This window comes from uncultured Tateyamaria sp. (assembly GCF_947496075.1).
In the GTDB taxonomy this organism is placed as follows: Bacteria; Pseudomonadota; Alphaproteobacteria; order Rhodobacterales; family Rhodobacteraceae; genus Tateyamaria.
Genome location: NZ_CANMBJ010000005.1, coordinates 200,089 through 219,615, shown reverse-complemented (window position 1 = coordinate 219,615; position 19,527 = coordinate 200,089). Strand labels below are relative to the sequence as shown.

The following is a 19,527-nucleotide window of genomic DNA, read 5'->3' as shown; positions in this document are numbered from 1 at the left end:
GCGCGGTTGCTGCGCTTGCCAAGACTTTGATACCGGAGCTGACACATGCCATATCGCGCCCCCGTGGACGACTATACCTTCCTCTTCGATCATATCGTTGGACTGGATCAGGTCGCCGCCACCGACCGTTTTGCAGATGCGACGTCCGATGTCACAACCGCGATCCTCACCGAAGCGGGCAAGCTCTGCGAAGACATTATCGCCCCTCTACAACGTGCCGGTGACTTGCACCCAGCAAAGCTGGAAAACGGTGTCGTCAGGACCTCGCCCGGCTATGCCGATGGGTACAAGGCCATCGCCGAAGGCGGCTGGGTCGGTATCGCGGCGGATCCTGAATATGGCGGCATGGGCCTGCCGATGACGGTGACCACTGCGGTGAACGAGATGATGTCGGCGGCCTGCCTGTCGCTGCAACTGGCACCCCTGATGACGCAGGGTCAGATCGAAGCGCTGGAACACCACGCCTCGGACGAGATCAAGACGCTGTATCTGCCCAAGCTGATCTCGGGCGAGTGGACGGGCACCATGAACCTTACCGAGCCACAGGCCGGATCGGATGTTGGTGCCCTTTCGTCCAAGGCCGAGGACAACGGCGACGGTACCTACAGCATCTCGGGCCAGAAAATCTACATCTCCTGGGGCGACAACGACTTTACCGAAAATGTCTGCCACCTTGTGCTCGCGCGTCTGCCGGGCGCGCCTGCCGGGACCAAGGGGATTTCCCTGTTCCTCGTCCCGCGCAATATCCCGGACGAAAACGGTAACCCGGGCGTTGCCAACACGCTCAAGGTCGTGAGCCTTGAACACAAGATGGGCCTGCACGGCTCGCCCACCTGTGTCATGCAATACGACAATGCCAAGGGCTGGATGGTCGGCCCCGAGGGCGGTGGCATGGCGGCCATGTTCACCATGATGAACAACGCGCGACTTGGCGTCGGGGGGCAGGGCGTGGGCGCTGCCGAAGGGGCGTACCAGCACGCACTCAGCTACGCGCTGGACCGCAAGCAGGGCAAAACCGAAGGCGACACCGGCACCATCATTGACCATGCGGACGTGCGCCGGATGCTGATGACCATGCGCGCCGAAACATACGCAGCGCGCGGCATCGCACTGCTGTGTGCCAAGGCGATCGACATGACCACGGCCACCGATGACGAAACCTGGAAATCCCGCGCGGCTTTGCTAACGCCAATTGCCAAAGCCTTTGGCACGGACATCGGCAACGAAGTGGCGGGCATGGGCATCCAAGTCCACGGCGGCATGGGCTTTGTCGAGGAAACGGGGGCAGCCCAATACGCCCGCGATGTACGTGTCACCACCATCTACGAAGGGACCAACGGCATCCAGGCCATGGATCTTGTGGCGCGCAAGATGATGGACGGGGGCGAGGCCGCGGCCCGCATTTTCGACGAAATCGAAACGGCTGCCGAAGCTGCCCGCGCCACCTTCCCGAAGATGGCGGAAGCGGTCTGGCAGGCAAGCGAGACGCTCCGCGAGACGACGGAATGGATGATCGCGCAGAACCACCGCGTCCGGTTTGCGGGGGCTGTGCCGTACCTGCGCGCCTTTGCCCGCGTGCTGGGTGGCCATATCCACCTGCAATCCGCTCTCAATGATCAGGGCGGCGCGCATGAAAAAGTGGCACGCTTCTACATCCAGCGGCTGCTGCCCGAACATGACAGCCTGCTTGCACAGGCACAGGCAGGCGACTACGACGTCTATGCACTGACACCAGAAGAGTTCGCCGCCTGATGAAAGACACACCGCCCGCTGGACTGAGATATCCGTGGGCGGAAGCGCCAGAGCACGGGGCTACCATCGAAGTGGCCCCCGGTGTCCTCTGGATGCGGTTGCCTCTGCCGATGAAGTTGGATCACGTGAACGTCTACGCGCTGGACGATGGCGACAGCTGGACCGTGATCGACACGGGCTTTGCATCCAAGAAAACGAAAGCCATCTGGCAATCGCTGATGGAAGGCCCGTTGGGCGGAAAACCAATTGCGCGCGCGATCGTCACCCACCATCACCCCGACCACGTCGGGTTGGCGGGATGGCTGCAATCCGATTTCGGGGCGGAACTCATCACGACACGCACCGCGTGGCTGTTTGCACGTATGCTGACGCTGGATGTGCAGGAAACTCCGACGCAAGAGACACTGGACTTCTACCGCAGCGCAGGCATGGACAAGGCGATCTACGATCAGCGCGCCGATGAACGCCCCTTCAACTTCGGGGACATCGTGGCACCCATGCCGCTGGGCTACACGCGGATCAAGCAGGGTGACACGATCACCATGGGTGGACGAACATGGGACATCCACATTGGCAATGGCCACGCCCCTGAACACGCCACGTTCTGGAGCCGAGACGACAACCTCGTCCTCTCCGGAGATCAGATACTACCGTCCATCAGCCCCAATATCGGTGTCTATGCGACGGAACCCATGGCCGACCCTATTGGTGATTGGCTGGAAGCCTGCGAACGGCTCAAACTGCTGGCGCGCGATGACCACCTTGTGCTGGGCGGACATAAGTTGCCGTTCACCGGTTTGCCCACACGGATGCGGCAACTGATCGACAACCACCATGGCGCACTCAAGCGGCTGATTGAGTATATTGACACCCCTAAGGCAGCCTCCGAGTGTTTTGCACCGCTCTTCAAGCGCAAGATTGGCGAAGGCGAATATGGCCTCGCACTGGTTGAAGCTGTCGCGCATCTGTCGCACCTTTACCAAGAAGGGCGGGCGAGCCGCACCCGACGGGAGGATGGCGCGTGGGTCTACCAGCGCGCCGAGTGACAGGAGCAGGTCATGAATGACGAGATCAAAACGGCAGCCGAAGCGGTGGAAGCCGATGCCTTGCCGCGTGCATATGAGGTGCATTGTGACCCCGACGCGCGCAATGCCGCGGATCAGCCGGTGCCCAAGGGCGTAAGTAAAACCCCGACCGAGAACAAAAGCCCGGCCCAATGGGCCTATGAGCGCATCATCATGTACCTCAAGAATTTCGAGGAAAACCTGGATAACGAACACGAGGTGGCCATGGGGTTCACCGGTGGCGATGCCGGTGTGCTGCGAATCGAGGGGATGGGATATTTCCCGCCTGACGTGGTCACGTTTTATGGTTCGGATCCGACAGGGTCGAAAACGCAGTTGATCCAGCACGTCAGCCAGTTGAATGTCATGCTGCGCGCGTTGCCGAAGGCAGTAGAACAGGCGGAACCGAACCGGATCGGTTTTCGGTTGGCCCAGGACCTCGAAGAGGAATAGAACCGTGCCGCAAAGACGCAGTGACACGACACCGCGGATGCGCTAAAGCGCAGCGCAGCTATTTGGACAAGGGAACCGGATATGGCAGATCACAAAGCGGGCGAGATGGACATTGAGGTCCAGGAAAAAACCTTTGACGGGTTCATGTCTTGGGTCACATGGTCGGTGATCGTGATCCTCGTCCTTCTTATCGGTATGGCGATCTTCATTTCATAAAGCCTTTTGCATCTTGACGATTGATTGGGGAGTACGGGTATGCGTTTGATTGCATCCCTCGCAGTGTGTGTCACGCTTGCCGGATGCGCGCCGCCTCCCACTGTGTCTTACGCGTCAAATGAACGTGTGGCGTCCGTCGCCTATCGCGAACCGGGTCCGGCCACCATTACGGTGCTGACCATGGTCAGCAATCGCGACGGGTCTGGTGGGCATTCGGCCCTGATGATCAACGGCAGCCAGCGCGTGATCTTTGACCCGGCAGGGTCCTTCGTGAACGACCGTGTGCCGGAGCAGCAGGACGTGCTCTATGGCGTGTCGCCTGCCGTTCTGGCGGGATACAAAAGCGCACACGCGCGCAGCACCTATCACGTTGTCAGTCAGACCGTGGAAGTGACCCCCGAACAGGCCGAGATTGCGTTGCGGCTGGCCCGTCAGAATGGTGCGGTGGCTCGTGCGTTCTGCACCAATGCCAACACGGCGCTGCTACGCCAGGTGCCGGGTTTCCAAGACATCCGCACCACCTTCTTTCCGACCAACCTGATGGAACAGATGGCCGCGCGCGTCGGCGTGATGGAAGAGAAGTATTACGAAGACGACGAAGGCACGATTGTCGACGGCGTCGAAAACCTTGTCATTGCCGAGTGACGGGGCCGGACGCTCTTTGACTGTGTCAAAGTCGCCCCGCCCGCCGTCCCGTCAGAGCACATAGATCAACAGAAACAGCGTTGCGGCCCCCGCGCCGATGGCGGCAAACACGTTCCGCGTCCACATCCCCACCGCGAGCGTTGCAATGGCAGCCCCGACGCGCGTGATGTCCGTGCTGCCGCCTTCACCGGAGTAGACGACCAGCGGTGCAACCAAGGCAGGCAGGATCGCGACGGCCGTATAGCGTAAGTGGCGCAGTAGCCAGGCAGGCAGGGGGCGGTCTCCGACAAAACCCAGAAAGGTGAAGCGCAACAGGAAGCTGCCCACGCCAAGGCAGATGATCACGGTCCATAAGGTCGCAGTGTCTATCATGGTGAGCGCCCTTTCAGCCAAAGCTCGGCCTGCGCGCCCGCCATCATTCCTGCCGCCCCGGCAATGATCAGGCCAAGCGAGTAGGGGACTGACACCGCCAGCAGCCCGACGATCACAGCCACCGTGGCGGCGATCAGATGTGGCAAGGTGCGCACCATGGGTGCAACCATGGACAAGAACGCGATCGGCAGGGCGAAATCGAGGGGCAAGTCCGCGGGCAGCTGCGTTCCGAGAGCGGCACCGGCGTAGCTCATCCCGAACCAGACGATCATCACAAGGAGGCAGGTGCCGAAATAGTAGGCCATGCGCTGCGGTATGGTCAGATCCGGGACCGCCTCGAACTTTGCGTGACTCAAGGCATAGCTTTGATCGACCAGCAGATAGGCGGCGAACACGCGCTGCCACAGCGGGGCACGGCCCAGATAGGGGGTCAGCGCCGCCGAATACATCGCCACGCGCAGGTTCACGGCCAGTGCTGACAGGATGACCACGACTGTCGGCGCATCGTTTTCCATCACCTGCAACGCGGTGAACTGGGCGGCACCCGCAATGACGGCCAGCGAAAAGGTCATCACCTCGAACACGTTCAGCCCCGCTTCGGTCGCGAGCACGCCGAACAGCATGGCAAACGGGCCAGCCACGAAGATGAACGGTGCGCCGTCGCGCACACCCGCCCAAAAAGCGGATTTGGTGGTGGTGATGGGCATGAGGGGGCCTTAGACTATTCGCCAAGACTTACGAACAACCAAGGGGGGATGCAATTGGCACGTGACAGCGATCAAAGCGGATACCTGATTGCGCCCGATCCATCGGCACCTCGACTGACGCGCGCCGTAACCGGGTTTGACCACACCGGGGCCGAAACAGAAATCTCGGTGGTCGAGGAGCGGCCCCTGACCATCTATCTGAACGGGCAGGAAATTGTCACTGCCATGACCATTGGCGATTACCCCGACTATCTGGCGCTTGGCTTTCTGCGGAACCAGCGGATGCTGACCGATGCGGACACGGTGACGCGCGTCGACTATGACGAGGAATTGGAGACGGTTGTTGTCCGCACTGAGAACCCCACGAACCACGAAGACAAGCTGAAGAAAAAGACGCGCACCAGCGGCTGCGCGGTGGGCACCGTCTTTGGCGACATGATGGAGGGGCTGGAGGATGTCACGCTGCCACAGGCGCAGGTCCGTACCTCATGGCTTTACGCCCTCAGCGCTGCCATCAACCGCACGCCGTCGCTCTACCTTGAGGCCGGGGCAATCCACGGCACGGTACTGTGCCAGCAGGACCAACCGCTAGTCTACATGGAAGACGTGGGCCGCCACAACGCGGTGGACAAGGTGGCGGGCTGGATGCTGCAAACAAGCAGCAACCCAGCGGACAAAATCCTCTACACCACCGGTCGCCTCACCTCTGAAATGGTAATCAAGACGGCGCTCATGGGCATCCCCGTCCTTGCGTCCCGCTCGGGCTTCACCGCCTGGGGCGTTGAGATCGCACGCGAAGTGGGACTCACGCTGATCGGACGGATGCGAGGACAGCGTTTCGTCTGCCTGAGCGGAGAAGAACGCCTGATCCGCGACACCGACCCGGCCAGCGTCAAGGATGAACCAAAGGGCGCAGGGCGCAAGGGGACCGCGTGACCGATACTCTTACCCTGAACTACACGGTCGATGAAGCCTCGGCCCGCGACATGCTCGACGGTATGATGCCAGCCCCTGCTGCCATGCAACGGCTCAGCAAAGCAGCCTCCGTATCGCTGTCGGCCATAGCGATGATTATCGGTATGCTCACCGGTTTCGCAATCTCGTTCTACGCCAGGCTGGGCGAAATCGCATTTTCCATCCTTCCCATTGGTCTTGGCTTAGGGTGCGTTGTGGCCTGCTATGTCTGGGCGCGGCGGGTCAACAGGCAGGTGCGCCAATCACAGATCGACGTGATGCGCCCGGGTTCTCCGGTCAGCTACGTTTTTGATACATCCGGTCTTTCCCTCAAGACATGGTGTCAGCAGTGGCAAACCAGTTGGGCCGGGGTGACTGAAATCAGAACCTCCGACAAGGGACTGGTGATCATGTGTGGACTTGTCGGGTTCGCCATCCCACGCGCCGCGCTGGGCGATCACCCCGATGCCACGAGCACACAAATCACGAACCTATGGACACAGCACAAATGACCCCACCCCTCGGTGTGATCCTCGCGGGCGGGTTGGCCACGCGCATGGGCGGCGGCGACAAGGGACTGCTGCTGGCCGGCGACAAACGTCTGATTGACCATGTGATCGACCGGCTCAGCCCCCAAGTGGCAGACCTGGCGCTCAACGTAAACGGCGACCCGGCCCGTTTTGCAGACCTGAACCTGCCGGTGGTCCCCGACAGCATCGAAGGCTTCGCAGGTCCCCTCGCGGGCGTCCTCGCCGGTCTCGATTGGGCAGCGGAGCAGGGCGCAGACACCATCGTGACCGCCGCCGCCGACACACCGTTCTTTCCTTGTGATCTCGTCCCGCGCCTGCAGCTGGCCACCGAAGGGATGCAGCACCCTCTGGCCCTTGCCGCTACCCCCGATCCCAAGCGGGGGCAGGCGCGGCACCCCACCTTCGGGCTCTGGCCCGTCGCCCTGCGCGATGACCTGCGCGCGGCCCTTGAGGACGGGTTGCGCAAGGTGGTCCTATGGACCGACAAGCATGATGGCCGCACCGCCCTTTTCCCGGACGAGGCGGCATTCTTCAACGTCAACACGCCCGAAGACCTCGCGCGTGCAAAGGATATGGCATGAGACTTTACGGCGTCGTTGGCTGGAAAAACGCGGGCAAGACCGGCCTGATGGAACGACTGGTGACCGAGATCACCGGGCGCGGCCACTCGGTGTCGACCGTCAAACATGCGCACCATACCTTCGATGTGGATCATCCCGGCAAAGACAGCCACCGCCACCGCGTCGCTGGCGCGTCCGAGGTGCTGCTTGCCTCCCGCAACCGTGTGGCGCTCATGCAGGAGTTACGGGATCAGGATGAACCGACGCTCGATCAACTTCTGACCCGGCTCAGCCCAGTCGATCTGGTACTGGTCGAGGGGTACAAACGCGACGCGCATCCCAAGGTCGAGGCGCATAGGGCCGAGACGGGCAACGCGCTGATCGCCCCCGACGATCCTACCGTTCGGGCTATTGCCAGCGATACGGCCCTGACGATGGACCGCCCGGTCTTCGATCTGAACGACACCAAATCCATTGCTGATTTCATCCTTTCCGAGGTTGGATTGTGAGTGTCGGCGACACCGGCGCGGTGTTCGACACCATAATCGTCGCGGATTGGTCGGCAGGCAAAAGGCGGCCTGCGCGGCCCAGCAAAGACTCCATCTGGCTCGGCATCGCCCGCGATGGCGTGGCTGAGACACCGATCTACTGCCGGTCCCGACAAGATGCTGAAAACCGGATCAACCAGATCATCGACGATGAAACCGCGGCTGGGCACCGGATGCTTTTGTCGTTCGACTTCCCCTTTGGATACCCGCGTGGCTTTGCCCGCCATATCACAGGTCAGGATGATCCTTTCGTGCTCTGGGATTGGATCAGTGCACGGATCACCGATGCAGCCGACGGCACCAATAACCGTTACGCCGTCGCCGAAGAGATGAATGCGCTTTTTGAGGGGTCCGGTCCCTTCTGGGGTAAGCCAAACGACCGCGACTGGCCCGCGGTTCCCTACCGCAAGGCCGATATCACCTACGACATCGTGCCCGAACGCCGCACCTGTGACTTGGCGGCCAAGGCCGCCTCGAGCTGTTTCCAACTGGCTTTCCCGCCCACGGTCGGTGGCCAAGTCCTCATGGGCTTGCCAACGCTCAACCGCCTGCGCGCCCGCAACGGTGTCGCGGTTTGGCCGTTCGAGGACTGGAACGATGCGTCGGTCGTGTTGGCAGAAATCTGGCCCGGCCTCATCGAACCCGCCGTCAAGGCCACGCAAACCGACGATATCCGCGATGCTGTGCAGGTGCGCCTGCTGGCGGCGGCCCTATCGCGCTTGCCAGCGGCCACATTGCAGACTTGGATGACCGACCTGCCGGATGTCGCGCGCGAAGAGGCGTGGATCCTCGGTGCGGGCCACAATGCAGAACTCGTTTCATATGCCGAGGACACAGATGCCGCCGCTTAAGAACGACTGTTTCGCTCTGCCGCCCGGTGTCCACTGGACACCGGTGGACGAGGCTTTGGCCGACCTGCGGACCCGCTTGTCCTGTGTTGTGGGGGAAGAGGTTTTACCTGTTGCAGACGCTCTTGATCGCATCCTTGCCACCGACATCACCGCGCCGCGTGCCCATCCCCCGCTGCCAAACACGGCCGTAGATGGTTACGGGTTCCTTAACGGACGCGGGGAGGGGGACCACCATATCCCGCTTGTCGCCCAACATATGCCAGCCGGTGCGACCCCCGACGCAAGTGTCCCCGCGGGGACAGCCATTCGAATCCTCACGGGCGCCGCGCTTCCGCCCGGCGTTGACACCGTCATTCTGCAAGAGGATGTGACAGTCGAGGATGATGCCATCCACTTCACCGGACCCATCAAGCAGGGGGCCAACACCCGCAAGGCGGGCGAAGATGTCGAAGCGGGTGATGTGATCGCCCAAGCAGGGCGTAGATTGACGCCTGCGGACCTTGCCTTGCTCTCTGCCGTGGGTGTGGCTGAGGTGCGTGTTCGTCGCTCGTTGCGTGTCGGTATCCTGTCCACCGGGGATGAATTGGTCCAACCGGACGATGATGCTGGGCCGGGTCAGATCTACGACGCGAACCGGCCCATGCTGCGCGGACTGATTGCACGTCTTGGGCATGTGCCCGTCGATCTGGGCCATGTGGTTGATGATCGGGCAGCTTTGCGCGCGCGTCTTGATCAAGGTGCAGAGCAAGCGGATGTCATCTTTACCAGTGGCGGTGCCTCTGCGGGGGATGCAGACCACGTGTCGGCCTTGTTGAACGAGGCGGGGGCGATGGCGCTGTGGCGTGTGGCGATCAAGCCCGGGCGACCCTTGGCCCTGGGAATGTGGCAGGGCAAACCCGTCTTTGGACTGCCGGGGAACCCTGTGGCTGCGATGGTCTGCACGCTTGTGTTTGGTGCGCCTGCGCTGTCGTTGTTGGCCGGAGCGGACTGGAAAAGCCCGCAGGGGTTCATGGTCCCCGCGGGATTTGCCAAGACCAAGAAGGCCGGGCGGCGTGAGTTTTCTCGGGCTCGAATCCGCGGCGGTCAGGTCGAGGTTTTTGCCTCCGAAGGGTCTGGACGGATCAGTGGGCTCAGCTGGGCCGAGGGGCTGGTCGAGTTGCCGGACGAGGCGATGTCGGTTCGCCAAGGCGACCTTGTACGCTTCATCCCCTGGGCGGGGTTTGGCACCTAGTCGAACGTTCCCGCCACGCGGCCCAGCAGCATGAAAGCGCGGGCGGTGCGGGTGTCACTCAGGGCTGAGAGTTCGGCATCCGTGGCCGTCTCGGTAAAAGTGGACACCGTCTGGTCAAAGCGGCGCAGGAAGTGGTGCGCCGCATCGCGGAAGATCGGGTCCTGCTTCATGCGGCCAGCAGACAGCGCCAATGACGAACGGTCCCGCACGCCGCCCAACGGAGCGACGGCACGTCCGCGCGCACCTTGGGCAAACTGGCGCCACACTTCGGGCCGAGCACGGTCGGGGCGCAGGTCGTCCATGTAGATACCGTCCTGACTAAGCAGGGTCAGGATGTCCTGTGCGGCCTGGACGAGCTTCGACGTCTCCCGGTCGCGCATGGCCTTCCGGAGTGCGGCAAAGCCTTCTTCGTCTTCTGCCGTTTCGGGGAAGTTCAGGGCGCGGATGAAATCCTCGGTCGCAAGCGGCGGAGCTATGTCTTCGGCACTGGTGCCGAGCGCAAGGGTGGGTTGGTCACCGCTGGGTTCCGGCTGCGCTGCGGGTTGCTGGGCCGGGGCTTGCTCGCGGCGGCTTTGGAAAGTTGCAAGCGCCGATTCTGTCTTGCGGGTGGCGGCGGCAATCTCATCCAGTTTGCGGGCCACGGACGGCTCATCCGCCACGTTGCGCCCCTGATTCTGGGCGATATAGGCGTGCCGGATCGCGTCGATGGCGGTCTGTAAACGCTGGCTTTCCTCGCGCATCACCTTGCTGGACCGGGCCGCCGTCGCCGCAACCCAGATCATCGCGATCGGCATGAAGATGGCGAGCATCGTGATCAGAAACCGCAGACCTTCGCCTGTCCCCGCAGGGTCATCACCAGCCAGCAGGAAATAGGCCGCTGCCCCGACCAGCCAGATGGCGGTCAGGATCAGCGCGGCAACTTCGATCCCTGTGACACCCCCTTCATTGGGTTTGTCATAGATACCCAGGGGTGTCGGGCGCGTTTGTGGTTCGGGCTTTTCGGCCATGGCCTCAGCTATAGCTGATTTTCAGGACTTCATAGGACTTTTCGCCGCCCGGCGTGCGCACTTCGACGCTGTCGCCCTCTTCCTTGCCGATCAGGGCGCGGGCGATGGGCGATTTTATGTTCAAAAGGCCCTTTTCGATGTTGGCTTCGTACTCACCAACGATCTGGTAGGTCTTTTCCTCGTCCGTATCTTCGTCCACCAGCGTCACGGTCGCGCCGAACTTAATGGCCCCGGACAGCTTGGTGGGATCGATCACTTCGGCCAGCGAGATCACGCTCTCGAGCTCTTTGATCCGCCCTTCGATAAAGGACTGCTTTTCCTTGGCCGAATGATATTCCGCGTTCTCGGACAGGTCACCATGTTCGCGCGCCTCGGCAATCGCCTTGATGATTGCGGGGCGTTCCTCGGACTTGAGGTGCTTCAATTCCGTTTCCAGTGCGGTCGCACCGGCGCGGGTCATTGGGATCTTTTCCATTGGCGTCGTCCTAATAACAGGCGGCGGCCCGCGATGGAGCCGCCGTTGTTTGCGATAGGAGATACCTGACCCAATGGAGCGGGGGAATGCAAGAGGGTTTGGGGCTTTGCCCCCGGCGCGGCGCGCCTCCCCCATGGTATTTTCGGTCAGAAGAATGAACAGGCGTCCCGGAAACGGTCTGGGGGACCGTTTCGCCTGTGAATGGGCGGAGCCCTATTCGTATTGCACCACCTCGAACTCGATATTGTCCTTGTCATGAAAATAGAAGCGGCGGCCCGGTTCATAGTCGTGGTGCTGGCCCACGCGGAACCCCTGTTCGCGTGCGGCGTTCTCGATCCCTTCGAGGTCGTCCGTCACGATGGCAATGTGGTTGAGCCCGCCGATGGTCGCATAGGAGTTATCGGTGGCCTTGCCCGCCGCGTCCTGCGTGTACAGCGCGAGATAGTGTTTGTCGGTCCCGACGTGGACGGTGCGCCCGACCTCCATCGCGTTGCCGGCCCACCGGATATGCCAGCCAAAGAGGTCGCACATCCATGCTGCGGTCGCATCCGGGTTGGAAACGGTGAGATTGGTGTGTTCGAGCATTGCGGGCATGATCTGGTCCTTTCGTCATGTGGTCTTTCCTTTTCAGGTCGATGAGGGCATCCTGCGACCTCAAGTTAACTTGAGGTCAAGGACTTTTTTCATGGCTGTATCCGAGGGTTTGAGCATTGGCGAAATCGCGTCACGGACAGGGTTGGCCGTGTCGGCCATTCGTTACTATGAGGACGAGGGGCTGGTGGCCCCGTGGCGCAATGCCGGTGGGCAGAGGCGGTTTCAGCGTGCAGACATCCGGCGGTTGAGCTTCATCATGGTGGCGCAGCAATTTGGCTTCACGCTGGCCCAGATAAAGGCAGAACTGGACCTGCTGCCCCGCCACCGCGCCCCGAACAAGCGGGACTGGGCACGCATCAGCGTGGAATTTCGGGAAGGTCTGGACGAGCGTATCGCGCGGCTGGAAAAACTGCGCGATACATTGGATGGGTGCATCGGTTGTGGCTGTTTGAGCCTTGAGGTTTGTGCGCTGTACAATCCGAAGGATACGGCAGCGGACAAGGGGCAGGGGCCACGCTATCTGATGGGGGACACGCCGCCCTAGTCGTAGGTTTGTCCGATCAGCATCGTTGGGGTGACGTTGGTAAAGTTGGCTAAGTCGGCCAGCACGGGGCCGGCGCTGGCCAGTGTTGCGTCTAGCGCGGCCTGATCCGCAAAGACAAAGGTGGCAATGGCGTGAAAGCCAGGTGGTGTATCAGGTCCGCCTGCAAGCCCTTTGGTCACCACTTGGCTTTGAATATGCGCACCCATGTGTTCGGACACGAGATCCATGTGGCTGGATTGGTAATAGGCGTCGTCAAATGTGGTGTCGTCGCTGACAGGATAGAGCACTTGCAGGGTCATAGGCATTGTCCGGGTCCTTGTGTTGCGTGTGACCACCATGCGCGGACGCGCAGATTCGGCAAACCGTGGTGTCTGTTGGTGAAGGAAACGTGTTGGATTGAATGTGCATGAAATTGCGGCTTCGGTTTGCTTGACGTGATGCGTCGCCACGTCATTTGCCATAACGTGTCGTCGTTTCGTGAATTTTTGATGGATTTTTTCACGAAGACAGTTCACCACATTGCGCAAAGCCTATCTGTAGGCTAGCGACACGGAAATTTGCGCAAAGGCGCGGGAGAATAGGGGAGCCGCCACATGGCAGAGATTGAACGCGAAGCGATGGAATATGACGTGGTGATCGTTGGGGCCGGCCCGGCGGGCCTGTCAGCGGCCATTCGTCTCAAGCAGTTGGACGCCGACCTGAACGTGGTTGTATTGGAAAAGGGGTCCGAAGTGGGTGCCCATATCCTGTCCGGCGCTGTGCTGGATCCCAGCGGTCTGGACGCATTGATCCCTGATTGGAAGGAAAAGGGCGCGCCGCTGAACGTGCCGGTCAAGGACGACAATTTCTATATGCTGGGCGAGGCGGGTCAGGTCCGTATCCCCAACTTCCCGATGCCGCCCCTGATGAACAACCACGGCAACTACATTGTCTCGATGGGCAATGTATGTCGCTGGATGGCCGAGCAGGCCGAGGAAATGGGCGTCGAAATCTTCCCCGGCATGGCCTGTTCCGAACTGGTCTATGGCGACAATGGCGAGGTGAAGGGCGTTGTGGCTGGTGTGTTCGGTCTCGAAGAGGACGGGTCGATCGGCGAGAACACCGAGCCGGGCATGGAGCTGCACGGCAAGTACGTGTTCCTGTCCGAAGGTGTGCGTGGGTCACTGTCGAAAGAAGTCATCGCCAAGTATGACCTGTCGAAGGGCAAGGAACCGCAGAAATACGGCCTGGGCATGAAAGAGATCTGGGAGATTGATCCGGCAAAGCACAAGGAAGGGTCGGTGACCCACACGATGGGCTGGCCCCTTGGATCGAACGCGGGCGGCGGATCTTTCATCTACCACCTTGAGAACAATCAGGTTTATGTCGGTTTCGTCGTTCACCTGAACTACAAGAACCCGCACCTGTTTCCCTACATGGAGTTCCAACGCTTTAAGCATCATCCGATGGTGGCAGAGCTGCTCAAGGGCGGGAAGCGCGTGGCCTATGGCGCGCGGGCAATCTCCGAAGGCGGATACCAGTCGATGCCCAAGATGGTGGCACCCGGCGTGGCGCTGCTGGGCTGTTCGGTGGGCATGGTCAACGTGCCGCGCATCAAAGGCAACCACAACGCGATGCATTCGGGCATTCACGCAGCCGAAGCGGCGTTTGAAGCGATCAAGGCGGATCGATCCGGTGACGAATTGACGGCGTACGAGACCGAAGTACGCAATGGCGTTATCGGTAGCGACCTCAAGAAGGTGCGCAACGTGAAGCCGCTGTGGTCCAAGTACGGCCTCACGGCCAGCCTCGTGCTGGGCGGCTTCGATATGTGGACCAACACGCTGGGCTTTTCGCTGTTTGGCACGATTGGCCACGGCAAGAACGACGCCGACGCCACCGAAGAGGCAAGCAAGCACAAACCCATCGACTATCCCAAGCCTGATGGCACGCTGTCCTTTGACCGGCTGACCAACGTGTCCTTCAGCTTTACCAACCACGAGGAAAGCCAGCCTGCGCACCTCAAGCTGACCGATGCGGATGTGCCTGTGAACGTGAACCTTGCAAAATATGCCGGTCCGTCGGCCCGGTACTGTCCGGCAGGCGTTTATGAGTTCGTTGAGGAAGAGGGCAAGGACACGCGCTTTGTCATCAACTTCCAGAACTGCGTTCACTGCAAGACCTGTGACATCAAGGATCCGGCCCAGAACATCACTTGGACCACGCCACAGGGCGGGGACGGGCCGAACTATCCTAATATGTGATCGGTTCGCGATCTCGCGCAAAATGTGAACAAAAAACGACGCCGGGCCATGTGCCCGGCGTTTTTTCAGGCACGCAACCGCTGACCATTTCGCGAGGTTCCGTTGCACATGTGCACAGACGTGCTAGCCTAATGGCCAATAACAGGCAAAAGGCAGTGCATTCCGTGATCCGATCGCTTCTTTCCAGTGTCGCTTTGGCCACCGTGCTGGCGACCACCCCGCATATCGCCCCCGCGCAATCCGTGGCCGGATCGTATCTGGCCGGACGGCATGCTGCGATCACAAGCGATTTTGAAGCGGCGGCCCGGTACTACCAGGCTGCTCTGGCCCGAGATCCGGGCAACGTGGAACTGATGGAAGACGCCATCGTTTCGCAGCTGGCGCTGGGCCGTGTGGATCGTGCCCTGCCCATCGCGCGCCTTGTCGAAGAGCAGGACGTGCGGAGCCAGGCCGCGCATATGGTCATCATCGCCGACATGTTGGCGCGGGAAGACTATGCTGGCTACCTGGAGCGTGACGTGGAGACGCAGGGTATCGGCCCGCTTGTCGACGGGTTGCTGAACGCCTGGGCCCTTGTCGGGGCCGAAGATATCGAAGGGGCATTGGCCGCCTTTGACGCCGTGTCCGAACAGCGGGGCGTGCGCGGTTTCGCCATGTATCACAAGGCGATGGCGCTGGCCGGCCTGGGCCAGTTCGAAGCCGCCGGAGAGATTTTCGAGGCCGAAGGTTCTGGTCCTCTGCAACAGACCCGCCGCGGTGCCATGGCACGCGCCGAGGTGCTGTCGCAACTGGGGCGTAACGACGAGGCCATTGCATCGCTTGAAGTGGCTTTTGGCACCGTGAGTGACCCGGAGCTCGATGCGATGACACTGGCGCTTGAGGCGGGGGAGACGCTGGCCTTTACCCACATCACCTCTGCCCGTGACGGGATGGCCGAGGTGTTTTATTCGCTGGCAGGTGCTCTGCGACAGGACGCAGGGGCGGACTACACCCTGCTTTATGGCCGGATTGCGCGGCACTTGCGGCCCGATCACGTCGACGCACTGCTGCTGAACGCTGATCTGCTGGAAACGCTGGAACAGTTCGATCTGGCCAACGCGGTCTACAAGCAGGTGCCGGCCGATCACCCTGCCTTCCACGCGGCTGAACTGGGCCGGGCTGCGGCTTTGCGCGAATCTGGCAAACCTGACGCGGCAATCGAAGTGCTTGAGCAGTTGGCCAAACGCTTTGGTGACCTGCCATTGGTTCATTCTACCTTGGGCGATGTGCTGCGCCAGCAAAACCGGTTCGAGGCCGCCGTGGCAGCCTATGACCGCGCGCTGGACCTGACCGACCCGGATGATCGCCGTGCGTGGTTCCTGCATTATGCCCGCGCCATTTCGCATGAACGGCTCGAGGAATGGCCCGAGGCCGAGGCTGACTTTCGGCGCGCGCTGGAGCTGAACCCCGGGCAGCCGCAGGTGCTGAATTACCTTGGTTATTCGCTGGTCGAAAAGCAGATCAAGCTGGACGAAGCGCTTGAGATGATCGAACAAGCCGTCGAGGCAAGCCCGGACAGCGGGTATATCGTCGATAGCCTTGGCTGGGTGCTGTACCGTCTGGGCCGCTACGAAGAAGCGGTTGGTCATATGGAGCGTGCGGTCGAGCTGATGCCAGTCGATCCGGTGGTCAATGACCATTTGGGCGATGTGTACTGGGCCGTGGGACGTGAACGCGAAGCGCGGTTCCAATGGATGCGCGCCTTGAGCTTTGTCGATCCAGCGGACACGGATGCTGAGGCGGACCCGGCGCGGATGCGGCGCAAGCTGGATGTGGGCCTCGACGCGGTGCTGGCCGAAGAAGGCGCGGAGCCACTGCAGGTGGCGAATGGCGACTGAGGTCTTTGCACCTGCCAAGATCAACCTGACCCTGCATGTGACCGGCCAACGCGCAGATGGCTACCACCTACTTGATTCCCTTGTGGTTTTTGCTGATGTCGGTGATCGGCTGACCATCGACCCCGCCCCCCGAATGCGTCTGGATGTGTCGGGGCCGTTCTCTGTTGGCGTGCCGACCGACGAACGGAACCTTGTTTGGCGCGCAGCGGAGCTGGCTGGCGCGGCTGTGCGGATTTCTTTGGAAAAGAATCTGCCCCATGGGGCGGGTATCGGTGGTGGATCATCCGATGCGGCCGCGACCCTGCGCGCCCTCGGGGCCGAGGCGCACGCGTTGGCATTGGGTGCCGATGTTCCGGTATGCCTGTTGGATGCCCCGCAGCGGATGCGCGGCATTGGAGAGGTGGTGGCGCCAGTTGGCGGCGTGCCCTCTCTGGATCTGGTGCTGGTCAATCCGGGCATTCACGTGCCCACGCCAGATGTGTTCAAGCGTTTGAGGTCCAAGGACAATCCGCCGATGGACGCGCGATTGCATTGGCCGGACCACGCCACGTTTCTGGCTTGGTTGGCCGACCAGAGGAACGATCTGCAAGCGCCCGCTGCGTCCGGCAATCCGGCGATACTGGCCGCATTGAAGACGCTAAAGGGGGCCGAGCTGGCGCGCATGTCCGGGTCGGGATCGACCTGTTTCGGCGTCTATTCCGACGCCGAGACGGCCCGTGATGCGGCCGCCGAGATTGCGGAGAAGCAGCGCCGGTGGTGGGTTCGGGCTGTGAAAACGGTGGGGTCTTAGACAGGGGCGGTCAGTTGATCCGTTCGACCACGTAGTCGGCAAGATCGATCAGCATATCGCGCAGGTCATGCGCGGGCAGGGCGCCGAGTGACGCCTTGGCCTTGTCGGCCCATGCGATGGCGTCGCGCTTTGTCTCTTCCAACGCGTCGTGCTTGTGTAAAAGGTCTAGCGCGTGGTCGAGGTCGCCCTCGTCTTGCTGCCCCTTTTCGATGGTGCGCGACCAGAAGGCGCGCTCTTCCGAATCCGCCTTTGCGACAGCCTTGATCACCGGCAGTGTCAGTTTGCGTTCGCGGAAATCGTCGCCCACATTCTTGCCAGTGGCGGACGACTGGCCCTGATAGTCCAGCAGGTCATCGACAATCTGGAACGCGATGCCGAGCGCATCGCCATAGTCGAACAGGGCCTGCGTTGTTGCCTCGTCCTTGCCAGCGATCACGCCGCCCACTTCCATGGCAGCCGAGAACAGGGCCGCGGTCTTGCCCCGCACCACTTGCAGATAGATCGCTTCGTCGGTGGCAAGGTCTTGGGCCGCAGTCATTTGCAGCACTTCGCCTTCTGCGATGGTGGCGGCGGCGTCTGACAGGATGCGCAGGACGGAGATGTTGTCGGTTTCGGTCATCAGCTGGAAGCTGCGGGCGAACAGGTAGTCGCCGACAAGGACCGAAGATTTATTGTCCCAGAGCAGGTTGGCCGTGGGCCGTCCGCGCCGTTGAGCGCTTTCATCCACCACGTCGTCATGCAGCAGCGTGGCGGTGTGGATGAATTCAACTGTGGCGGCCAGATGCACATGGTAGGGTCCCGGATAGCCGCACAGATGCGCTGAGGCGAGCGTGAGCATGGGCCGCAGCCGCTTGCCACCGGCTTCGACCAGATGGCGTGTTACCTCGGGGATTCGGGGCGCGTGTTCCGATGCCATGCGGTTACGGATCAGGTCATTCACACCCTCCAGATCTGCCGCAAGATAGCTGGCAAGCCGGTCATGCGGCTTTGCGATTGTGGACGCGTCCATCACTTTCCCCATAGCACCCCTCGACAGTTAGGCCGGTGTGCCCCTACATCCATGATATGAAGGAACTTTTGCGCAGCACCGACCCGACGATCATCGCCTTTGCCTCCGCCCTTCTTGAGGGCGAGGATATAGACTGCTTTCAGATGGACGTAAATATGAGCATCCTCGAAGGTGGGATCGGAATTTTCCCACGGCGCCTGATGGTGCGGGACGATGATTATGATGCCGCTTTGCGGGTTGTGACCGACAATGACATCGACCTTGGACGCTGACCTGACCCACGATGCCTTTCTGGGTGGGCGGCTGCATTTGTGGCAACCGCGCGACGGGTATCGGGCGGGCGTTGATCCGGTGTTGCTGGCTGCCTCGGTGCCTGCGCGCGCGGGGCAATCGGTGCTGGATCTTGGGTGTGGCGTTGGGGCTGCGGCCTTGTGTCTTGGCGCGCGGGTGTCCGGGTTGGAGCTGGTCGGTGTCGAACGGCAGGCCGACTATGCCACACTTGCGGTACGGAACGGCTTGCAGGCTCATGCCGCCGATCTGACGGATATGCCCGCAGAGCTGCGAGATCGCAGCTTTGATCATGTTCTGGCCAATCCCCCCTATTTTAATCGTGCGGCGGGGCACGTGGCCGATGATTCGGGGCGCGAGGCGGGGCGCGGTGTTGAGACACCTGTTGCGGCATGGATCGATGCGGCGGCGCGACGGCTGCGGCACAAGGGCTACCTGCACATGATTCACCGGGCCGAGCGGTTGCCAGACCTTCTGGCCAGTGCCGCCGGGCGGCTGGGCAGCCCCGAGATCTGGCCGCTTTGCCCGCGGATCGGAAAAGCGGCAGAGCTGGTGATTTTTCGGGCGCGCAAGAACGGGCGCGCAGATTTTCGCCTGCATTTTCCCGTCATTCTGCACGAGGGCGCACGGCACGAGAGGGATGGCGAAAGCTATACCCATAAAATTCAGTCGGTTTTACGTGAAGGCGCTGCGCTGCACCTTTAATCCGGCGTTGACCATACATACATTTTGTAGGTCCACATGCTGCGCCTGCGGCGTGACTTATGAGCAAAGCTGTGCTTGGCTGTGGAGGCAACTTTATCAGCAAGGAGGACTG

Annotated in this window: 24 protein-coding genes; 17 read left to right on the top strand and 7 right to left on the bottom strand. The window is 61.4% G+C overall.

All coding sequences use genetic code 11. The features are described 5' to 3' along the window. The first annotated feature begins 45 nt into the window (after positions 1-45). From Q1A51_RS18120 to Q1A51_RS18100, 5 genes are all read left to right on the top strand, one after another. Positions 46-1,752 carry an acyl-CoA dehydrogenase gene (locus Q1A51_RS18120; RefSeq protein ID WP_299604472.1) on the top strand — a complete coding sequence of 569 codons (1,707 nt, stop codon included), beginning with the start codon at positions 46-48 and terminating at the stop codon, positions 1,750-1,752. After that, entirely contained in the window at positions 1,752-2,798 is a 1,047-nt protein-coding gene (locus tag Q1A51_RS18115) for an MBL fold metallo-hydrolase (protein ID WP_299604470.1), read from the top strand. The genes Q1A51_RS18120 and Q1A51_RS18115 overlap by 1 nt, the downstream gene beginning before the upstream one ends. Positions 2,799-2,810: 12 nt before the next feature. After that, complete coding sequence (locus tag Q1A51_RS18110; RefSeq protein ID WP_299204890.1) at positions 2,811-3,269, top strand: DUF6173 family protein; 459 nt, start codon at positions 2,811-2,813, stop codon at positions 3,267-3,269. A gap of 81 nt (positions 3,270-3,350) precedes the next feature. Beyond that, positions 3,351-3,485: an aa3-type cytochrome c oxidase subunit IV gene (locus Q1A51_RS18105; protein ID WP_299604468.1), complete on the top strand. Its 135-nt coding sequence runs from the start codon at positions 3,351-3,353 to the stop codon at positions 3,483-3,485. A gap of 39 nt (positions 3,486-3,524) precedes the next feature. Then, positions 3,525-4,130 carry a hypothetical protein gene (locus Q1A51_RS18100; RefSeq protein ID WP_299604465.1) on the top strand — a complete coding sequence of 202 codons (606 nt, stop codon included), beginning with the start codon at positions 3,525-3,527 and terminating at the stop codon, positions 4,128-4,130. A gap of 51 nt (positions 4,131-4,181) precedes the next feature. Here the strand turns inward: Q1A51_RS18100 and Q1A51_RS18095 are convergent, their stop codons facing one another. Together Q1A51_RS18095 and Q1A51_RS18090 are read right to left on the bottom strand one after the other, a co-directional pair. Continuing rightward, positions 4,182-4,502: an AzlD domain-containing protein gene (locus Q1A51_RS18095; protein WP_299604462.1), complete on the bottom strand. Its 321-nt coding sequence runs from the start codon at positions 4,500-4,502 to the stop codon at positions 4,182-4,184. Next, complete coding sequence (locus Q1A51_RS18090; RefSeq protein ID WP_299604460.1) at positions 4,499-5,209, bottom strand: AzlC family ABC transporter permease; 711 nt, start codon at positions 5,207-5,209, stop codon at positions 4,499-4,501. The genes Q1A51_RS18095 and Q1A51_RS18090 overlap by 4 nt, the downstream gene beginning before the upstream one ends. A 48-nt stretch (positions 5,210-5,257) precedes the next feature. On the opposite strand from Q1A51_RS18090, the gene Q1A51_RS18085 reads away from it, so the two are divergent. From Q1A51_RS18085 to glp, 6 genes are read left to right on the top strand one after another with little or no spacing between them, the layout of a single operon-like run. Further along, on the top strand, positions 5,258-6,145 hold the full coding sequence (locus Q1A51_RS18085) for a formate dehydrogenase accessory sulfurtransferase FdhD (RefSeq protein WP_299604458.1): 888 nt from the start codon (positions 5,258-5,260) through the stop codon (positions 6,143-6,145). Beyond that, complete coding sequence (locus Q1A51_RS18080; protein WP_299604456.1) at positions 6,142-6,675, top strand: hypothetical protein; 534 nt, start codon at positions 6,142-6,144, stop codon at positions 6,673-6,675. Before Q1A51_RS18085 ends, Q1A51_RS18080 begins: the two co-directional genes overlap by 4 nt. Then, entirely contained in the window at positions 6,672-7,274 is a 603-nt protein-coding gene (gene mobA, locus Q1A51_RS18075; RefSeq protein ID WP_299604454.1) for a molybdenum cofactor guanylyltransferase MobA, read from the top strand. Before Q1A51_RS18080 ends, mobA begins: the two co-directional genes overlap by 4 nt. Further along, on the top strand, positions 7,271-7,762 hold the full coding sequence (gene mobB / locus Q1A51_RS18070) for a molybdopterin-guanine dinucleotide biosynthesis protein B (RefSeq protein WP_299604452.1): 492 nt from the start codon (positions 7,271-7,273) through the stop codon (positions 7,760-7,762). The genes mobA and mobB overlap by 4 nt, the downstream gene beginning before the upstream one ends. Continuing rightward, complete coding sequence (locus Q1A51_RS24365; protein WP_366870182.1) at positions 7,759-8,652, top strand: hypothetical protein; 894 nt, start codon at positions 7,759-7,761, stop codon at positions 8,650-8,652. Before mobB ends, Q1A51_RS24365 begins: the two co-directional genes overlap by 4 nt. Further along, positions 8,639-9,883: a gephyrin-like molybdotransferase Glp gene (glp, locus tag Q1A51_RS24360; protein ID WP_366870180.1), complete on the top strand. Its 1,245-nt coding sequence runs from the start codon at positions 8,639-8,641 to the stop codon at positions 9,881-9,883. The genes Q1A51_RS24365 and glp overlap by 14 nt, the downstream gene beginning before the upstream one ends. Here glp and Q1A51_RS18060 read toward each other — a convergent pair. From Q1A51_RS18060 to Q1A51_RS18050, 3 genes are all read right to left on the bottom strand, one after another. Then, on the bottom strand, positions 9,880-10,890 hold the full coding sequence (locus Q1A51_RS18060; RefSeq protein WP_299604450.1) for a hypothetical protein: 1,011 nt from the start codon (positions 10,888-10,890) through the stop codon (positions 9,880-9,882). The two genes, glp and Q1A51_RS18060, sit on opposite strands and share 4 nt — an antisense overlap. 4 nt (positions 10,891-10,894) lie before the next feature. Then, positions 10,895-11,365, bottom strand: a complete 471-nt coding sequence (gene greA / locus Q1A51_RS18055; RefSeq protein WP_299204921.1) for a transcription elongation factor GreA — start codon at positions 11,363-11,365, stop codon at positions 10,895-10,897. Positions 11,366-11,578: 213 nt separating this feature from the next. After that, positions 11,579-11,959 (bottom strand): VOC family protein, encoded by a 381-nt coding sequence (locus tag Q1A51_RS18050; protein ID WP_299604446.1) that lies wholly within the window; start codon positions 11,957-11,959, stop codon positions 11,579-11,581. Positions 11,960-12,050: 91 nt separating this feature from the next. Between Q1A51_RS18050 and soxR the strand changes: the two genes are divergently transcribed. Continuing rightward, positions 12,051-12,503 (top strand): redox-sensitive transcriptional activator SoxR, encoded by a 453-nt coding sequence (gene soxR / locus Q1A51_RS18045; protein WP_299204927.1) that lies wholly within the window; start codon positions 12,051-12,053, stop codon positions 12,501-12,503. Here the strand turns inward: soxR and Q1A51_RS18040 are convergent. Continuing rightward, positions 12,500-12,808 (bottom strand): EthD family reductase, encoded by a 309-nt coding sequence (locus Q1A51_RS18040; protein ID WP_299604444.1) that lies wholly within the window; start codon positions 12,806-12,808, stop codon positions 12,500-12,502. The two genes, soxR and Q1A51_RS18040, sit on opposite strands and share 4 nt — an antisense overlap. 288 nt (positions 12,809-13,096) lie before the next feature. Here Q1A51_RS18040 and Q1A51_RS18035 point away from each other — a divergent pair, with 288 nt between their 5' ends. The 3 genes from Q1A51_RS18035 to Q1A51_RS18025 all read left to right on the top strand — a co-directional run bounded on the left by Q1A51_RS18035 (position 13,097) and on the right by Q1A51_RS18025 (position 17,413). Beyond that, the gene (locus tag Q1A51_RS18035; RefSeq protein WP_299604442.1) at positions 13,097-14,746 is read left to right on the top strand and encodes an electron transfer flavoprotein-ubiquinone oxidoreductase; all 1,650 of its coding nucleotides are present in this window, start codon (positions 13,097-13,099) and stop codon (positions 14,744-14,746) included. Positions 14,747-14,877: 131 nt separating this feature from the next. Continuing rightward, entirely contained in the window at positions 14,878-16,623 is a 1,746-nt protein-coding gene (locus Q1A51_RS18030; RefSeq protein ID WP_299671455.1) for a tetratricopeptide repeat protein, read from the top strand. Beyond that, entirely contained in the window at positions 16,613-17,413 is an 801-nt protein-coding gene (locus Q1A51_RS18025; RefSeq protein ID WP_299604438.1) for a 4-(cytidine 5'-diphospho)-2-C-methyl-D-erythritol kinase, read from the top strand. The genes Q1A51_RS18030 and Q1A51_RS18025 overlap by 11 nt, the downstream gene beginning before the upstream one ends. A gap of 10 nt (positions 17,414-17,423) precedes the next feature. On the opposite strand, the gene Q1A51_RS18020 is transcribed toward Q1A51_RS18025, so the two are convergent. Beyond that, positions 17,424-18,422 (bottom strand): polyprenyl synthetase family protein, encoded by a 999-nt coding sequence (locus Q1A51_RS18020; protein ID WP_299604436.1) that lies wholly within the window; start codon positions 18,420-18,422, stop codon positions 17,424-17,426. A gap of 56 nt (positions 18,423-18,478) precedes the next feature. On the opposite strand from Q1A51_RS18020, the gene Q1A51_RS18015 reads away from it, so the two are divergent. Both Q1A51_RS18015 and Q1A51_RS18010 read left to right on the top strand, forming a co-directional pair. Next, complete coding sequence (locus Q1A51_RS18015; RefSeq protein WP_299204945.1) at positions 18,479-18,694, top strand: DUF2007 domain-containing protein; 216 nt, start codon at positions 18,479-18,481, stop codon at positions 18,692-18,694. Beyond that, positions 18,672-19,415: a methyltransferase gene (locus Q1A51_RS18010; protein WP_299604434.1), complete on the top strand. Its 744-nt coding sequence runs from the start codon at positions 18,672-18,674 to the stop codon at positions 19,413-19,415. Before Q1A51_RS18015 ends, Q1A51_RS18010 begins: the two co-directional genes overlap by 23 nt. The last annotated feature ends 112 nt before the right edge of the window (positions 19,416-19,527 follow it).

Excerpts from the sequence above, each read along its gene's own strand:
- Q1A51_RS18120 (WP_299604472.1), top strand. The coding sequence starts at position 46 with ATGCCATATCGCGCCCCCGTGGACGACTATACCTTCCTCTTCGATCAT.
- Q1A51_RS18115 (WP_299604470.1), top strand. The coding sequence starts at position 1,752 with ATGAAAGACACACCGCCCGCTGGACTGAGATATCCGTGGGCGGAAGCG.
- Q1A51_RS18110 (WP_299204890.1), top strand. The coding sequence starts at position 2,811 with ATGAATGACGAGATCAAAACGGCAGCCGAAGCGGTGGAAGCCGATGCC.
- Q1A51_RS18105 (WP_299604468.1), top strand. The coding sequence starts at position 3,351 with ATGGCAGATCACAAAGCGGGCGAGATGGACATTGAGGTCCAGGAAAAA.
- Q1A51_RS18100 (WP_299604465.1), top strand. The coding sequence starts at position 3,525 with ATGCGTTTGATTGCATCCCTCGCAGTGTGTGTCACGCTTGCCGGATGC.
- Q1A51_RS18095 (WP_299604462.1), bottom strand. The coding sequence starts at position 4,502 with ATGATAGACACTGCGACCTTATGGACCGTGATCATCTGCCTTGGCGTG.
- Q1A51_RS18090 (WP_299604460.1), bottom strand. The coding sequence starts at position 5,209 with ATGCCCATCACCACCACCAAATCCGCTTTTTGGGCGGGTGTGCGCGAC.
- Q1A51_RS18085 (WP_299604458.1), top strand. The coding sequence starts at position 5,258 with ATGCAATTGGCACGTGACAGCGATCAAAGCGGATACCTGATTGCGCCC.
- mobA (WP_299604454.1), top strand. The coding sequence starts at position 6,672 with ATGACCCCACCCCTCGGTGTGATCCTCGCGGGCGGGTTGGCCACGCGC.
- mobB (WP_299604452.1), top strand. The coding sequence starts at position 7,271 with ATGAGACTTTACGGCGTCGTTGGCTGGAAAAACGCGGGCAAGACCGGC.
- glp (WP_366870180.1), top strand. The coding sequence starts at position 8,639 with ATGCCGCCGCTTAAGAACGACTGTTTCGCTCTGCCGCCCGGTGTCCAC.
- Q1A51_RS18060 (WP_299604450.1), bottom strand. The coding sequence starts at position 10,890 with ATGGCCGAAAAGCCCGAACCACAAACGCGCCCGACACCCCTGGGTATC.
- greA (WP_299204921.1), bottom strand. The coding sequence starts at position 11,365 with ATGGAAAAGATCCCAATGACCCGCGCCGGTGCGACCGCACTGGAAACG.
- Q1A51_RS18050 (WP_299604446.1), bottom strand. The coding sequence starts at position 11,959 with ATGCCCGCAATGCTCGAACACACCAATCTCACCGTTTCCAACCCGGAT.
- soxR (WP_299204927.1), top strand. The coding sequence starts at position 12,051 with ATGGCTGTATCCGAGGGTTTGAGCATTGGCGAAATCGCGTCACGGACA.
- Q1A51_RS18040 (WP_299604444.1), bottom strand. The coding sequence starts at position 12,808 with ATGCCTATGACCCTGCAAGTGCTCTATCCTGTCAGCGACGACACCACA.
- Q1A51_RS18035 (WP_299604442.1), top strand. The coding sequence starts at position 13,097 with ATGGCAGAGATTGAACGCGAAGCGATGGAATATGACGTGGTGATCGTT.
- Q1A51_RS18030 (WP_299671455.1), top strand. The coding sequence starts at position 14,878 with ATGGCCAATAACAGGCAAAAGGCAGTGCATTCCGTGATCCGATCGCTT.
- Q1A51_RS18025 (WP_299604438.1), top strand. The coding sequence starts at position 16,613 with ATGGCGACTGAGGTCTTTGCACCTGCCAAGATCAACCTGACCCTGCAT.
- Q1A51_RS18020 (WP_299604436.1), bottom strand. The coding sequence starts at position 18,422 with ATGGACGCGTCCACAATCGCAAAGCCGCATGACCGGCTTGCCAGCTAT.
- Q1A51_RS18015 (WP_299204945.1), top strand. The coding sequence starts at position 18,479 with ATGAAGGAACTTTTGCGCAGCACCGACCCGACGATCATCGCCTTTGCC.
- Q1A51_RS18010 (WP_299604434.1), top strand. The coding sequence starts at position 18,672 with ATGACATCGACCTTGGACGCTGACCTGACCCACGATGCCTTTCTGGGT.